Raw genomic sequence first — 15,458 nt, 5'->3', positions numbered from 1 at the left:
CATCTTGAGAATCGAGAGAGCAAATGCCGGGGGAAGGCCGCTCCGCGGAGATGATTCGGCCGGAACTTGAACAACTGCGGCTCGGCCTGTTCGCCGTCGCGTTGTCCATCCTCATCACCGCGATCCTCGTCGCCTTCCGGGTCGGCCTGCCGAACCCGCCGCTGGCGATTCTGCTCGGGCCCGCCATCGTCGCCGTCGCCGTGCTGCCGGCCTTGCTCTGGGGCGGCTCGATCTGGGCCGGGCCGCTGGCCGTGGTCGGGCTGCTGGTGGGTTGCGGCCTGGCGGCCTTAGGCACGGTCGGTTTCGCCCTGCTCTGGCTCGCCGCCCTGGCCTGCGCCGGCATCGCCGTCCGGCGGCTGCTCGACAACGCCTTCCTGTCGCCGCGGCGGCTCGTCGCCTGGCTGCTGCTGCTGCTCGCAGCCGCCCTGCTCTCCGCGCTGCTGATCGCCGGGAGCAAGTACACCAACTTCATTTCCGACCAGCTGCTGCTCTACGGCCGCACCGACGGCGACGTGATGTTCCACGGTGCGATCATCAACGCCTATCGCTACTTCCATTTTCCAAGCACCGGGATCGACGGCCTGCATCTGCTGCGCTACCACACCGGCGTCGATGTGCTGGCGGCGGCGATCGCCGGGGGTGCCGGCATCGACGCGCTGCTCGGGCTCGTCATCCTGCATGCCTCGGTGCTGTTCCCCCTCGCCGTCTTCGCCGTGGGCTGGGGCGGCCTGCTGTTCGGCCAGGCCCTGCTGCCGGTCGGGCTCCGGGCGCTGGCGGCGGCGACCGCCGCCGTCATCGTGGCCCTGCTGGTGCAGTGCGGATCCTGGAACGAGCTCTCGTTGCAGGGCGAGCCCATGCTGTTCAGCGGGACGCTTTTCGTCCTGCTGGCGCCGCCGATCGTGCTCGAACTGCTGGTGCGCCGCGCCGCGGCGCATGTCGCGCTCGGCGCCGCGATCCTGGCCGTGCCGCTGCTCAGCCTCGCCAAGGTCTCGACCGGCGCGGTCTGGTGCGCGCTGATCGGCTGGCTGGTGCTGCGCCTGATCGGGCCGAAGCGCCCGGCCTTCTGGATCACCGCCGTCGCCATGTCCCTCCTCTTCGTGGGCAGCGTGCTGCTCGCCAACGATCCCGGCCAATCCGGCGCGGTGCTGTTCGGCACCCCCTTCTTCGTTCAGTCCGGGTTCCAGGCCGGCAATTACCTGCTGCCGCTCGCCGTGCATGCGACGCTGCTGGTCGTGATCGGCGCCCTGGTGCTGCTCAAGGACGTCGTCCCCGAGCCCGCGCGGCTCATGCTGATCGAGGCCTTCGCGGTCACCGCCCTCGCGGCCAACGTGCCGGGACTGGTGCTGGAGATCCCCGGCGGCGATGCGTTCTTCTTCTTCAGCGCGCTCAACTGGCTGATGGCCCCGGCCCTGGCCATGGTGATCGCGAGCCTGCCCGCGCTGATCCCGCAGCTGCAGCCGGCGCGCCGCCGCTTCGCCTGGCCGCTGGCCGGCCTGGTCCTGCTGGCGCTGCTGGTCGATGCCGGCCTCCGCGCCGACACCCGCTTCGACACGGCGATCTCCGGCACCGCGCTGGTGCGAACCGGCGACACCACCTACTACGCCGACGACAAGCGCAAGGTCTGGCGTGCGGATACCAAGCGGGCGCTCGCCGAGCATGGGCTGGCCGGGCTGTTCGCGCTCACCCCGCCGAGCCCTTCCGGCGCCAGCCTCGCCTCGGCGCTGGCGACGGCGAAGAGCGCGGATGCCGCCGCCTATATCCCGCCGGATTCCGATTATTGGAACTTCGTCGCGGATTGCGACGGGCGCAGCCTCTGGCCGATGGCCGTCGCCGGCGTGCCGCTGATCGACGGCACCGTCCCGGTCCAGGCCGAGTGCCGCCAGGAATTTGCCCTGCTCGGCTACGGCCCGCCGCCGGAGAAACGCAGCCGCCTGGACGAGGCCGCGCTCTGCCAACGCGCCGCCGCCGCCGGCCTGCCGGTCGTGATGCGGATCGAAAGCCTGGACGACCGCAGCAAGGACCAAGTCGCGGCTTGCCGCTGAACCTAAGAGCGCGGAACGGAGAAACGCGATGATCAAGAACGATGTCGTGCTCGGCGCCAATGTCGGCATCCCGCAGCCGGACCTGGTCAACCTCTACGGCTGCACCATCGGCGACGAGACCAAGATTGGCGCCTTCGTCGAGATCCGCAAGGGCGTCACCATCGGCAAGCGCTGCAAGATCCAGGCCTTCGCCTTCATCCCCGAGGGGGTGACGATCGCCGACGGCGTCTTCATTGGCCCGCATGCCTGTTTCACCAACGACCTCTTCCCGGCCGCAATCACGCTCGGCGGCGAGTTGAAATCGCCCGACGACTGGGAGATGAAGCCGACCCTGGTCGAGACCGGGGCGGCGATCGGTGCCAACGCGACCATCCTCTGCGGCATCACCATCGGCAAGCATGCGCTGATCGGCGCCGGCGCGGTGGTGACCAAGGACGTGCCGGACTACGCGATCATGATCGGCAATCCGGCGCGCCGCATCGGCGACCGGCGCGACCAGGTGAGCGACGAACCGAAGATCGGGTGACTAAGCCTTCCAGTTGACAATCTGCTCGTCCGCCAGCAGTTCTTCCGGGTCCTTGCCGCTCGACTGGTACCAGTCGCGCAGCAATTCCAATCCCCGCTGCAGCGATGTCTGCGGCTTGAAGCCGATCAGCCGCTGCGCCTTCGAGCTGTCGGCCAGCAGGCGGCGCACGTCACCGGGGCGGTCGGGGCCGTATTCGACGTTGATGTTCTTGCCGGGCAAGGTGCGGGCAATCAGCTCGGCGAGGTCCTTGATGGTCACGTCCTTGCCGCTGCCGAGATTGATGGTCTCGCCGATGGTCGCTTCGTGGGTGCCAGCGGCGATGATGCCGCGCGCGGTGTCGGCGACGAAGGTGAAGTCACGGCTCTGCAGCCCGTCGCCATGGACGATCAGCGGCTTGCCCGCCATAGCGCGCAGCATGAATTTCGGAATGACCTCGCCGCTGTCGCCTTCGTGATGGCTGCGCGGGCCGAAGGCGTTGAACGGCCGGATGACGGTCGTGGGATAGCCGTAGGTCTTCCAATAGGCGTCGGTGTAGCGCTCGCCGGCGAGCTTGGCGGCGCCGTAGACGGTCATCGGGTATTGCGGATGGTCCTCGGTCATCGGCGCGGTGCGCGCCGTACCGTAGATCTCCGAGCTCGAGACATTGGCGAAGCGCTTCACCCCCGCCGCGCGGGCCAGTTCCAGCAGCACCAAGGTCGCGGTGGCGTTGACCTCGTGGTTCTCCAGCGGGGCGTGGATCGAATGCCGAACACCGAGGCAGGCGAGATGCAGGACCAGGTCCTGGCCCTTCAGCGCCTTCGTCATCGCGTCGCGGTCGCGGATGTCGGCGGCCTCGACCTTCAGCCGGTCGGACTGGATGTCGGCGAGGTTCTCGCGCTTGCCGTTGCGGAAGTTGTCGACGACGGTGACCGCGGCCCCCGCTGCGATCAGCTGCCGCGCCACCTCGTTGCCGATGAAGCCGGCGCCGCCCGTGACCAGCACGCGCGATTTGGCGAGATCGATCGCGTTCACGCCAGGATGCGCTTCAGGGCGCCGGCGACTTCCTCGACCTGGGCATCGGTCATCTCGGGATACATGGGGAGCGACAATTCGCGATCGCCCTGCTCTTCCGCAGCCGGGAAGTCGCCCTTCTTGTGCCCGAGCTCCTTGAAGCAGGGCTGCAGATGCACCGGCACCGGGTAATGCAGGTTGGTGCCGATCCCCGCCTCGTTCAGCTTGGCGATGATTTCGGAGCGGCGCGCGGCATCGACCCGCACGGCGTAGACATGCCAGACGTGGCGCGAGCCCGGCCGCTCATAGGGCAGCTCGATGCCGGCGACATTGCCCAGCGCCTGCTGGTAGCGCTTGGCCACGCGGCGGCGGCCCTCGGTCCAGGCCTCGATATGCTTCATCTTGACGTCGAGCACGGCGCCCTGGACGCCGTCCATGCGGTAGTTGAGGCCCTTGATCTCGTGGTTGTACTTCTTGGTCTGGCCCCAGTCGCGCAGCATGCGGAGCTTCTCGGCGAGCTTGGCGTCGCCCGTCGCGACCAGGCCGCCCTCGCCGTAGGCGCCGAGATTCTTGCCGGGATAGAAGCTGAAGCAGGACATGCGGCCCATCGTGCCGGCGAACTTGCCGTCGAACTTCGCGCCATGGGCCTGGGCCGCGTCCTCGATCACGATAAGGTTGTGCTTGTCGGCGATCTTCTGGATCGCGGCCATGTCGGCGCATTGACCGTAGAGATGGACCGGCATGATCGCCTTGGTCCGCGAAGTGATCGCGGCCTCGATCTTCTTAGGATCGAGCAACGCGGTCTCGAGGTCGATATCGGCAAAGACCGGCTTCGCACCCACGAGATCGATCGCGATCGCGGTGGCGATGAAGGTCATCGGCGTGGTGATCACCTCGTCGTCGCGGCCGATGCCGGCCGCGAGCAAGGCGAGATGCAGGGCCGCGGTGCCGGAGCTGCAGCCGATCGCATGCTCGATGCCATAGGCCTTGGCGAAGGACTGCTCGAAGGCCTGCACCGCCGGGCCGAGCACGAACTGCCCGCTCTCCAGCACGCCGATCACGGCGGCATCGACTTCCGGCTTGATGGCCTGGTACTGCGACTTCAGATCGAGGAAGGGAACCACGTTGTCTCTCACGAAACCGGTAAGACGGCGCCGGATTGCTGTGCCGACTTGTCGGCCAGCTCCAGCAGCTTGACGATCCGCATCCCCACCTCGCCCGAGGTGACCGGCGGCTTGTTGGCGGCGAAGCATTCGTTGGCATGCGCGGCGAGCACGGCCAGGGCCTCGCGGGTGTCGATGACCGGCGCGCGCATGTCGCCGATGCGGTACTCGACCCGCATCGCATGCTCGCGCACGGGATCGCGCACGAACTCGACGCCCTTGTCGTAGATCCGGATCTTCTCCGAGGGCGAGAGGTCGTCATAGACGACCATGCTCTTGTCGCCGCCGACGATCACCTGGCGGATCTTCACCGGGGCGAGCCAGCTGGCATGGACATGGGCGACGGCATTGCCCGGATAATGCAAGGTCACGTAGCCGACGCTGGCGAGGCCGCTGCCCGTCGGGTCGAAGGCCTGGGCGCTGATCGCGGTCGCCTGCGCCGGCATGATGCGCTCCAGGATCGCGAGGTCGTGGACCACGAGATCCCAGATCACGTTCACGTCGTGCTGGAACAGGCCGAGATTGATGCGGGTGGAATCGTAATAGAGGATGCGGCCGAGCTCGCCGGCATCCGCCATATCGCCGATCTTCCGCACCGCGCCGGTGTAGACGAAGGTGTGGTCGGAGAAGATCTGGCGCTGCTTCTTCGCCGCCAGCTCGACCAGGCGCTCGGCATCGGCGAAGTTGCCGCAGAGCGGCTTCTCGACCAGGACATGCTTGCCGGCGTTGAGCGCCGCAGCCGCCAGCGTGTAATGGGTGGAGACCGGGGTCGCGACCGCGACCACGTCGATCGCGGGATCGTTGATGACCGCCATCGCGTCGTCGTGGGTGGCGGTCTTCGGGTAGAGCGCCTCGACCTTGGCGCGGTTGGCCGGCAGCTTGTCGGCGACCGCGGCAACGGTCGAATCCTTCGCCTGGTTGAACACGCGCACCAGGTTCGGCCCCCAGTAGCCGTAGCCGATCACGCCGTATTTCAGCATGCGCGCGCCTTCTGCGATGTGGCGGCCAGCGCCGCGTCGATGCGCGCCGCGACCCAGCGCGCCTGGTCCGCGGTCATGCCGGCGAACATCGGCAGGATCATGCCGCGGTCCTGCGCCTCCTCGGAAACGGGGAGCGGCACGCGGACGCCGTCGCTCTCCGGCGGATTGGCATAGGCCGGCTCGCGGTGGATGCACATCACGCCGCGGCGCGTGGAGATGCCGTCGTCGAGCAGCCGCTGCATGACACCGCGCTGGTCGGCGCCTGCAGGCAGCAGGATGCAGTAGCTCTGCCAGTTGGTGCGGGTGTCGGCGCGGTCCGCCGGCGGCACCAGACCGGGAATCCGCGCCAGCGCCTGGCTGTAGGCGCCGGCAAGGGTGCGGCGTTCCTCGACCATCGCGGGGAGGCGCTGCAGCTGGCAGCGGCCGATCGCGGCCTGGATGTCGGTCATGCGGTAGTTGAAGCCGACCTCGTCGTAGGATTCGAACATCACCTGGTTGGACTGGTGGCGCTGGCGGTCGTTGAGCGACATCGCATGCTGGCGCAGGCGCCGGAGATGCGCGGCGAAACCCTCGTCGTCGGTGGTGATCATGCCGCCGTCGCCGGTCGCGAGCAATTTGCGCGGATGGAAGGAGAAACAGGCCGCGAGGCCGAACGGCTTGCCGACCTTGATCCAGCCCGCTTCGGTCTTCAGCTCGCTGCCGATGCCGCAGGCGGCGTCCTCGATCAGGATCAGCTTGTGCTTCTCCGCGACGGCGCGGATCTTCTCCAGCTGCGCCGGCATACCCAATTGGTGCACCGGCAGGATCGCCTTGGTCCGCGGCGTGATCGCGGCCTCGACCTTCGCGGGGTCGATGTTAAAGTCGTTGAGGGTGACATCGACGAAAACCGGGATCGCACCCGCCATGCGGATCGCATTGGCCCCGGCGATGAAGGAATGGCTGACGGTGATGACCTCGTCGCCCGCCCCCACCCCGGCCGCGTGCAGCGAGAGGTGCAGCGCCACGGTGCAGTTGGCGACGGCGATCGCATGGCGCGCGCCGCAATAGTCGGCGAACTCGCGCTCAAGAGCGGCGACTTCCGGACCCTGGGTCACCCAGCCGGAGCGGAGCACGCGCACCACCGCCTGCTCCTCCTCCGGGCCGTAGAACGGCTTGGCAACAGGCAGGGTTGTCTTCGACATTTCGACAGGTTTCGCGCGTTTCGGGAAAGGGCGCCTCCGAATAGCATCCCGCGCCCGGCCCCGACAAGGGCAACCCCGGCTCCGCCCGGCCCGGCGGCAAACTGCCACGCTGCATGTTAGGTTGGCTGAAACGACCCGGTGAGGACTCGATGATCGACGAACTTCGCGCCCTGCAGAAGCGACTCCAGGCGGAAAAGCGGCGGGATTTCAACCGGCGCGTCTCCCTGGGCGACCTCCTGACCGAGCGTAAGGACAATGCGGCCGAGATGGGCTTCGGCGAGGGCACGACCTGCTACGACAACGTGCTGATCCTGGGCGACGTGACGGTCGGCAAAAACACCTGGATCGGGCCGAACGTGATCCTGGACGGCAGCGGCGGCAAGCTGGTGATCGGCGACTTCTGCTCGATCTCGGCCGGGGTGCAGATCTACACCCACAACACCGTCGAATGGAGCACGTCCCTCGGCGAGAAGCCGATGGCCAAGGCGCCGACTCGGATCGGCAATGGCGTCTATATCGGCCCGAACAGCGTCGTTGCGATGGGCGTCAGCATCGGCGACAAGGCGGTGATCGGCGCGCTCTCCCTGGTCAACGGCGATATCCCGGCCGGCGCCCGGGCCTGGGGCACACCGGCGCGGGTGGTCTAGCCTTTCCGGCAGACCAGGGTGTTGCTGCGCATCATGCGGCCGTTGTCGCCGAGGCGCGCCAGCAGCTTGTGCACCTCGGGCAGATGCGGCTCGTCGTCCGCACCGCCCAGCTTCCCGGCCCCGCGCAGATAGGAAAGGATCAGCGAGAGCGATGAGATGCCGTGCTGCTCCAGCACGTGCAGCCCGCATTCCTCCGCCATCGCCACCAGCTCCTCGCGGGTGAAGCAGCGCGAGCGCACCATGTTGCCGGCGCTGCCGTCCCAGATGTCCCGGTTGCCGGCCTGCTTCAGCATCCCGGCGACGCCGTCGAAATAAAGCAGCTGCAGCATCAGCCCGCCTTCATAGTCGCGGTCGGAGACAAGGAGATGCGCCGCCGATCCCATGATGCGCCGGCAGTCCTTCAGGCCCGCGGCATAATCCTCGTTGAGATAGGCCAGCGCCTCGATGCTCTGCACCGCGTCAAAGGCGCCGCTCTTCAGCGGAATGCGGCGGGCATCGCCCTCGATCAGCAGCACGCGGTCGAGCCACTGCGGATGCTCGGTTTCCAATCGCTGGCGAAAGCGATAGAGCCCATCGAAGATCGGATCGACCACGACGATCCGCGCATCGGTCTCGTTGAGCCAGGGCATCGCATTGCGCCCGTCGCCGCCGCCGATATCGGCGACCAGCGCGCCGCTGCGCGACGGCCGGATCAGTTTGGTGTAGCCGGCATAGATCGGCGTATCCAAGGTGGTCATGGCATAGCCGACCTTGGAGCGGTCGTGGAAGTTGGCGCCGCCGACCTTCTGGTACCAATGGATCGAGGGATCGTCGGCGCGCACGCCGAAGCGCAGCACCCCGGAATCGATGTAGCCGATCGCCTCGCCCTTTGCCGAGAGAATGCGGTCGCCGGAGATCGTCGCCGCGGCCTCGCCACCCGGCGTCGCCAGGACGTCCTTGACCCAGAGCGGTTCAACCCATGCCGTCATGAAACTCTCCACCGCCTATCCGAGCCCGCGCGTCGCCAGGGGGATAGCCGTCCGGAGCCGGGCTTGTAAAGTGTCCGTGCGCCTGATAGGCGGTGGGCCAAGCCGGGACAAATAGAGATCGCTGGATGAATCAGCCGGAAGGCATCGGGGTTCGCGTTCTGCCGCAGGCGCATGCGGCCGAAGCCGCCGCGCTCGCGCCCTGGCGCACTTTGCTCGCCCAGTCGCCCGCCGCCAGCCTGTTCCACGAACCGGAGTTCCTGGCCTACCACCCGGAAGGCCGTTTCCAGTTCCGCCACCTGCTGCTCGCCAAGGGCGGCCAGCCGCTGGCCCTGCTGCCGGGCGGCATGGCCGGAACCGCTTTCCGCTCGCCGCTCGGCGCCTCCTTCGGCGGGCCGGTGCTGATGCCGCGTCTGCCGACGCCCGACGTGATGGCGGTGCTCGAGGCCCTGCAAGCGCATGCCCGGGCGGAAGGCTGGTCGTCGATCGAGCTCACGCCGCCGCCGCTGGTCTATCGCCGCGACGCCAGCGACACGCTCGGCTTCTGCCTGCAGGCGGCCGGCTTCGTGCTGGCTTCGCGCATGCTCTGCCACGCGATCCCGCTCGACGGCGCGGCGCCGCGCTATGAAGCGCTGTTCCGCTCCCGCGCCCGGCGCAACACCAACAAGCTCCGTGCCACCAACGATGCGCGGTTTGAAACCAAACTCGGCGGCGCCGAGCTGCTGGATGCGTTCCTGGTCGCCTTCAACGAGACCTACGCAAGGCACGGCGTGGCGCCGACCCACAGCGCGGCGGAGCTGGCCGACCTGCTGCGGCGGCTGCCGGATCGGTTCCGGATCGCGCTGCAATTCTTCGAGGGCCGTCCGGTCGCCGGGCTCTTCCTGATGCGGATGAGCGCGACGATCGAGAACGCCTTCTACATCTGCGCGACCTCGGAGGATGCCGAGCTCAACGCCAGCCTCGCCCTCTTCGCCTGGACCCTCGACCGGCTGGCGGATGACGGCGTGGCGCTGCTGGATCTCGGCCCCAGCAGCCTGCCCGACGGCAGCCTCAACCGCGGTGTCTGCTTCTTCAAGGAATCGCTCGGCGCCGTCGGTTATTGCCGCGACCGCTGGACCTGGAGCGCCGCGTCATGACGACCGCCCTTTCCGACTGGCGCACGGAGCCGGTCTTCGCGCTCACCAGCGACACCGACTGGGCCTCGGAATATGCGATCGAGCAGCTGCTCGGCTTCGCCGCTGCGCGCGGGATCCGACCGACCGTGTTTCTCACCCATGAGAGCCCCGCGCTGCAGCGCGCCGCCGCAGCCGGCCAGGCGGAGCTCGGCATCCACCCGAACTTCCTGCCGGGCTCCAGTCACGGCGCCGATGTCGATGCCGTGGTCGCGCATGCCTTCCGCCTGGTGCCGGGGACCCGGCTCTGGCGCAGCCATGCCTTCCTCGACGGCACGCATATCGCGCTGAAACTCTTCAATGCCGGGATCCGCATCGACAGCAATCTCTGCCTCTATCTGCAGCAGGGCTTGCAGCCGCTGGAGCATTGGGTGGGCATCCGGCGCTTCCCGGTCTTCTGGGAGGACGACGTGCACTGGCATCGCGGCGGCGCCTGGTCGTTCGAGCGCTACCAGGAGGATTTCTTCTCGCCGGGGCTGAAGGTCATCAACGTGCATCCCTTCATCCATGCCCTCAACATCCCCGACGACCGCAGCTACCAGTCGGTGAAGAACCACATTCCCTCCCTCACCGCCGATTCGGCCAAGGCCCTGCGCTGGTCCGGCCCGGGATCCGCCGATTTCCTGGCCGCCCTTGCCGACGCCGTCGCGGCACGGGGCCTGCGCTGGCACACGCTGACCGAGCTGGCCGCGCTTGGTTGATAAACCGGGGCGGTCTCGCTAGCTTGGGCCCATCTGCCCCTTGGAGAGCCTTTTGGAATCGTCTGCGCCCCACGCCCAGCCGGAAGCCGGAGCCCAGGCGAGCCAGCGCAGCCCCGTGCTGAGCATCGTCCTGCCCTGCTACCGCGAGGCCCAGAACCTCCCCATCCTGCTCGAGCGCCTGGCCCAGGCGCTGGGCGGCGCCGGGATTGGCTGGGAAGTGATCGTGGTCGACGACCATTCGCCGGACCAGACCTTCGAGGTCGCGGCGGCGCTGGCGGCCAAGCACCCCAACGTGAAGGTGGTGCGGCTCGCCCGCAACAGCGGCTCGCATGTCGCCTCGTCCTGCGGGATCGAACTCGCCCAGGGCGATGCCGCCGTGGTCATGGCTTCCGATCTCCAGGACCCGCCCGAGATCTTGCCGGAGATGATCGCGCGCTGGCGCGCCGGCGACCAGGTGGTCTGGGCCTGCCGCCGCCAGCGCAGCGGCGTCGGTCCCTGGGGCCGCTTCCTCTCGCGCGTCTATTACAAGCTGCTCGCGCGCCTGGTGCCGAACGAGACCCTGCCGCCGCAGGGCGCCGACTTCTTCCTGCTCGACCGCAAGGTGATGGATGCCCTGATCCGCTGCCAGGAATCCAACTTCAGCGTGCTGGCGCTGATCCTCTGGCTCGGCTTCCGCCAGGGCCAGATCCAGTATGACAAGCAGGCCCGGTTGCACGGCCGCTCGAGCTGGAGCTTCACCCGGAAGATCCGGCTGGTGATCGACTCCATCATCTCCTTCAGCCATCTGCCGCTGCGCCTGATCAGCATCTTCGGCTTCCTGGTCGCCTTCCTCGGCTTCCTCTATGCGCTCTATGTCGCGGTCGGCTACTTCCTGGCCAGCGCGCCGGTCGAAGGCTGGTCCTCGCTGATGGTGGTGACCCTGATGCTCGCCGGCACGCAGATGATCATGCTGGGCGTGATCGGCGAATATGTCTGGCGCACGCTGCACGAAAGCCGCCGCCGGCCGCGCTACAACATCGAGCGCGCCGTCGCGGCCGATCCGCAGCCGCCCGGCCCCCGTCTCTAACCGAAACCGGAACATGCCCTTCACCGTCGCCATCGTCGGCCGCCCCAATGTGGGCAAGTCCACCTTGTTCAACCGTCTGGTCGGCAAGAAGCTCGCCATCGTCGACAACCAGCCGGGCGTCACCCGCGACCGCCGGATCGGCGAAGGCCATCTCGGCGATCTCGATTTCGCGGTGATCGACACCGCCGGCCTCGAGGACACCTTCGACGACAGCCTGGAATCCCGGATGCGCGAGCAGACCGAGGCCGCGGTCAAGGAAGCCGACGTCGCGCTGCTGGTGATCGATGGCCGCGCCGGCGTGACCCCGCTCGACGAGCATTTCGCCCGGCGCCTCAGGAAGAGCAAGACGCCGATCCTGCTGGTCGCCAACAAGAGCGAGACCAAGCAGAGCGAGGTCAACGCCAGCGAGGCTTATCGCCTGGGTCTCGGCGACCCGATCCCGATCTCGGCCGAGCATGGCCAGGGCATGTCGCTGCTCTACGACGCGCTGCAGCCGATCGCCAAGAAGGCCGGCGCCCTGGCCGAGGAAGACTCCTTCGGCGACGCCGAGCTCGATGCCCTGCCGGACGACGAGGCCGAAGCGCCGAAGCACCTGCAGATGGCGATCATCGGCCGGCCCAATGTCGGCAAGTCCACTTTGGTGAACAGCCTGCTCGGGCGCGAGCGGCTGCTGACCGGACCGGAAGCCGGCATCACCCGGGATTCGATCGCCATCGACTGGAGTTGGAAGGGCACGCCGATCCGGCTGATCGACACCGCGGGCCTCCGGCGCCGCTCCAAGGTGGTGGACAAGGTCGAGCGCCTGTCCAGCGCCGATACCGACCGCGCCCTCACCTATGCCCATGTCGCGGTCCTGGTGCTCGACGCCAACGACATGCTGGAGAAGCAGGACCTCACCATCGCCCGCCACATCGTCGAGGAAGGCCGGGCGCTGGTGATCGCCGCCAACAAATGGGACGCGGTCGAGAACAAGACCGAGGCGATGAAGAAGCTCCGCGACCGCATCGACTACTCGCTGCCGCAGGTCAAGGGCGTGCCGGTGGTGACGATCTCGGCGATGACCGGCAAGAATCTCGACAAGCTGATGCAGACGGTGCTGGAGATGTATGCGCTCTGGAACAAGCGCATCCCGACGGCGCGGCTGAACCGCTGGCTCGAAGGCACCACACAGGCGCATCCGCCGCCGCTGGTCTCCGGCAAGCGGATCAAGATCCGCTACATGACCCAGATTAAGACCCGGCCGCCGACCTTCGCGCTGTTCGCCCAGAAGGGCGAGGAACTGCCGGATGCCTATCACCGCTATCTGATGAACGGCATCCGCGAGACCTTCGACCTCGAAGGCGTCCCGCTCCGGCTCTACCTGCGCAAGGGCGAAAATCCGTTCGACAAGAAGGATTAACGCCGGACCGGAACGTGACGGCCGTCAATTGGCCCTGCATCGGAGTTCTGCTAGGTTCCGGCCGCCCAGGGGACCAAGTATCTCGCGCCATGCCGCATCGATCTGCCAACCAGCCGCTGAAAGTCGCGGTGCTCGTCACGCTGGAACGGGGTCCCGCCGCCGGCGGCCATGTGAAAAGCTGGGAGCGTATCGCCGAAGTCGCGGCCCAGCGGCCCGACCTCATTGAGCTCGACCTCCATTTCCTCGGGCCGAAGCGCAGGACCGAGGCGACCGCGCCCAATGTTCGGTTTCACACCCATCGCCCGACCCTGGGCACGCGCGCGCTGATGTTCCTCGAACAGGGCGCCGGCCACACCGATCTCGCGCCGTTTCATCCCGGCATCTATGCGGCGCTCAAGGGTTCCGACGTAGTGCATGCCACCGACTTCTTCAGCTTCGGCAAGACCGCGATCGCTTTCGCCAAGCGGACCGGATGTGGCCTTTCGGCCTCGGTGCAGACCGACGTTCCACGTTTCACACTGATCTATGCCGGCGGCATCATCCGCCGCATGTTCGGTCCGGTGATCGGCAGCTGGCTGTTCGTCAAGATCTGGCGCCTGCCCGAGCGGGTCGCCCGCGGCCAGCAGCGCGGCATCGACCGCCGCCTGGCACTCTGTGATCGCATCCTGCTCTCGAAGCCCGAGGACCGCGACCGGCTCGCCAAGTCCGCACCGAGCGTCCGGTTATTCAGGCGGGGAATCGACCGCGCCAAGTTCAATCCGGCGCGTCGAGACCGCGGGCGGCTGCTCGAACGATTCGGCATACCGGCCGATCGCGTGGTGCTGGTCTTCGCCGGCCGGGTCGATGCCAGCAAGGGCGCGCCGCTCATGGCCGAAGCCGCGAAACGATTGCTGGACCAGGGACTTAATGTCCATGCGCTGGTCGCCGGCGACGGCCACGAGCGGGCCGCGATCGGGGCGCTGCTGGGCGAGCGGGCGACCCTCTCCGGCAACCTGCCGCAGAGTGAATTGGCCTGGATTTATGCGAGCGCCGATGTATTTGTCTTCCCCTCCACGACCGAGGTTTCGCCCAACGTGGTGCTGGAAGCAAAAGCCAGCGGCCTGCCGGTTGTCGTGGCGGCCGATCACGGCGGCGGCCAGTTCGTCGCCCGCTCTGGTGAAGACGGCATCGTCCTCAACGAGATGGATGCCGGGATCTGGGCCAGGGCGATCGCGCCGCTGGTCGTGGAGGAGACTCGGCGCCGGGAGATCGGCCGCAACGCCCGCCAGTGGATCGAGCGGGAATGGCCGGACTGGAGCGAGGTCCTGGAACGGGATTTGCTGGCCGCCTGGCATGAGGCGGCGCTGAATGGAAAGGTCCGTCATGTCGATCATGCGCGCCGTTGGGCAAGCAGTTGACGTTCTTCGCCTGCTCCCGATCGGCGGCCCCAGCTGCTGCAATATCGCGGTCACCAACGTCTGCAACGCGACCTGCGATTTTTGCAACTACGCCAAGGACAAGGATTTCGTCACCGAGAAGAAGTGGCTGGACCCCGAGCGCCTGAGCCGCGCGCTCGACATCCTGCATGCCCGCGGCATCCGCTACATCACCTTCTCCGGCGGCGAGCCGATGCTGCACCCGAAGATGTGCGAGATGATTGCCGCGGTCGCCTACCGTGGCATGCGCCCGGCAATGGTGACCAACGGCTCGGCGCTGACCGAGAAGAACATGCGCGATCTCGCCGAAGCCGGGCTGAAGACGCTGTTCATCTCGATCGACTCCCCGGAAGCCGAGGAGCACGAGAAGAACCGCGGCCTGCCCGGCGTGTTCGAGAAGATCAAGGCGGGCAACGCGCTCCTGAAGGAACTCGGCATCAAGACCGTCGCTTCTTGCACCATTAACCGGCTGATCGGCGACGATTTCGAGAGCCTGTTCGCGAGCCTGGACGAGCTCGGCTTCTCGACAGTGACCTTCACCTATCCGAAGAAGGAGCTCAATTCCGGTTCGCTGGTGTTCTCCTCCTCCTCGCTGATCGACTTCTCCGATCTGGAGCTGGCCGACGTGCTGGAGATCCTGCGCTCGAAGAAGGAGAAGTTCGGGATCCTCAACCCGTCGGAATCGCTCAGCGAGATGGTGCGCTTCCTGAAGAAGGAGAAGCAGCAGTTCGAGTGCTACGGCGGCTACAAGTATTTTGCGCTCGACGTGAACTTCAACATTTACCGCTGCGACTTCTGGCACGAGCCGATGGGCACGATCGAGGAGTTCCAGCACGTCGAGTTCGTGCGCGACGGCTGCACCAAGTGCATGTCGGTCTGCTATCGCGACAGCAGCGTGTTCCTCAACCTGCCGGTGGCGATCGGCGATGCGATCGGCCACACCAAGCGCGGCCGCATCGACAAGGCCGCCCGCGCCCTGGCCCAGCCGAGCGTCCGCAAGTCGGCCCGCTCGCTGATGAACGAATGGAAGACGCTGAAACGGCTGGCGCGCACTTCCTGACGGCGACGCGCTGAGTTTGCGGAAGCGTCAACCCCCTTCCTATAGCCTTCCCCCATCTTGGGGGAAGGGACTCTTATGAAGAAGCTGTTGAAAGTGACGTTCCTATCCGTCCCCCGCCCCCAAGATGGGAGCGGGTTGGGGTGGAGTTTGA

At 67.2% G+C, this 15,458-nt stretch carries 14 protein-coding genes; 9 read left to right on the top strand and 5 right to left on the bottom strand.

Annotated features, from left to right (window positions below; translation table 11 throughout):
* The first annotated feature begins 50 nt into the window (after nt 1-50).
* The gene (locus tag ACH2CY_RS04030) at nt 51-2,042 is read left to right on the top strand and encodes a hypothetical protein (protein WP_395016202.1); all 1,992 of its coding nucleotides are present in this window, start codon (nt 51-53) and stop codon (nt 2,040-2,042) included.
* A 28-nt stretch (nt 2,043-2,070) separates the two neighbouring features.
* Entirely contained in the window at nt 2,071-2,568 is a 498-nt protein-coding gene (locus ACH2CY_RS04025; protein WP_395016199.1) for an acyltransferase, read from the top strand.
* On the opposite strand, the gene ACH2CY_RS04020 is transcribed toward ACH2CY_RS04025, so the two are convergent.
* From ACH2CY_RS04020 to ACH2CY_RS04005, 4 genes are read right to left on the bottom strand one after another with little or no spacing between them, the layout of a single operon-like run.
* A complete protein-coding gene (locus tag ACH2CY_RS04020; protein ID WP_395016197.1) occupies nt 2,569-3,579 on the bottom strand; it encodes an SDR family NAD(P)-dependent oxidoreductase in 1,011 nt (336 codons plus the stop codon).
* Nucleotides 3,576-4,682 carry a DegT/DnrJ/EryC1/StrS family aminotransferase gene (locus ACH2CY_RS04015; protein ID WP_395016194.1) on the bottom strand — a complete coding sequence of 369 codons (1,107 nt, stop codon included), beginning with the start codon at nt 4,680-4,682 and terminating at the stop codon, nt 3,576-3,578. The genes ACH2CY_RS04020 and ACH2CY_RS04015 overlap by 4 nt, the downstream gene beginning before the upstream one ends.
* A gap of 8 nt (nt 4,683-4,690) precedes the next feature.
* Nucleotides 4,691-5,701: a Gfo/Idh/MocA family protein gene (locus ACH2CY_RS04010; protein WP_395016191.1), complete on the bottom strand. Its 1,011-nt coding sequence runs from the start codon at nt 5,699-5,701 to the stop codon at nt 4,691-4,693.
* Nucleotides 5,695-6,882, bottom strand: coding sequence for a DegT/DnrJ/EryC1/StrS family aminotransferase (locus ACH2CY_RS04005; protein ID WP_395016189.1), 1,188 nt, complete (start codon nt 6,880-6,882; stop codon nt 5,695-5,697). Before ACH2CY_RS04005 ends, ACH2CY_RS04010 begins: the two co-directional genes overlap by 7 nt.
* Nucleotides 6,883-7,031: 149 nt before the next feature.
* Between ACH2CY_RS04005 and ACH2CY_RS04000 the strand changes: the two genes are divergently transcribed.
* The gene (locus ACH2CY_RS04000; RefSeq protein WP_395016186.1) at nt 7,032-7,529 is read left to right on the top strand and encodes an acyltransferase; all 498 of its coding nucleotides are present in this window, start codon (nt 7,032-7,034) and stop codon (nt 7,527-7,529) included.
* On the opposite strand, the gene ACH2CY_RS03995 is transcribed toward ACH2CY_RS04000, so the two are convergent.
* Nucleotides 7,526-8,497, bottom strand: a complete 972-nt coding sequence (locus ACH2CY_RS03995; protein ID WP_395016183.1) for a class I SAM-dependent methyltransferase — start codon at nt 8,495-8,497, stop codon at nt 7,526-7,528. The two genes, ACH2CY_RS04000 and ACH2CY_RS03995, sit on opposite strands and share 4 nt — an antisense overlap.
* 125 nt (nt 8,498-8,622) lie before the next feature.
* Here ACH2CY_RS03995 and ACH2CY_RS03990 point away from each other — a divergent pair, with 125 nt between their 5' ends.
* From ACH2CY_RS03990 to ACH2CY_RS03965, 6 genes are all read left to right on the top strand, one after another.
* A complete protein-coding gene (locus tag ACH2CY_RS03990; protein WP_395016181.1) occupies nt 8,623-9,630 on the top strand; it encodes a GNAT family N-acetyltransferase in 1,008 nt (335 codons plus the stop codon).
* Nucleotides 9,627-10,367, top strand: coding sequence for a hypothetical protein (locus tag ACH2CY_RS03985; RefSeq protein ID WP_395016178.1), 741 nt, complete (start codon nt 9,627-9,629; stop codon nt 10,365-10,367). Before ACH2CY_RS03990 ends, ACH2CY_RS03985 begins: the two co-directional genes overlap by 4 nt.
* 52 nt (nt 10,368-10,419) lie before the next feature.
* Nucleotides 10,420-11,433: a glycosyltransferase family 2 protein gene (locus tag ACH2CY_RS03980; RefSeq protein WP_395016175.1), complete on the top strand. Its 1,014-nt coding sequence runs from the start codon at nt 10,420-10,422 to the stop codon at nt 11,431-11,433.
* A gap of 13 nt (nt 11,434-11,446) precedes the next feature.
* Nucleotides 11,447-12,832, top strand: a complete 1,386-nt coding sequence (der, locus tag ACH2CY_RS03975) for a ribosome biogenesis GTPase Der (RefSeq protein ID WP_395016173.1) — start codon at nt 11,447-11,449, stop codon at nt 12,830-12,832.
* Nucleotides 12,833-12,921: 89 nt separating this feature from the next.
* Nucleotides 12,922-14,229, top strand: a complete 1,308-nt coding sequence (locus tag ACH2CY_RS03970; RefSeq protein WP_395016171.1) for a glycosyltransferase — start codon at nt 12,922-12,924, stop codon at nt 14,227-14,229.
* The gene (locus ACH2CY_RS03965; protein ID WP_395016170.1) at nt 14,195-15,307 is read left to right on the top strand and encodes a radical SAM protein; all 1,113 of its coding nucleotides are present in this window, start codon (nt 14,195-14,197) and stop codon (nt 15,305-15,307) included. The genes ACH2CY_RS03970 and ACH2CY_RS03965 overlap by 35 nt, the downstream gene beginning before the upstream one ends.
* Nucleotides 15,308-15,458: the final 151 nt, after the last annotated feature.

It is taken from the genome of Dongia sp. (assembly GCF_041905885.1).
Taxonomy (GTDB): Bacteria; Pseudomonadota; Alphaproteobacteria; order Dongiales; family Dongiaceae; genus Dongia.
This window is presented reverse-complemented; position numbering and strand designations above follow the sequence as displayed.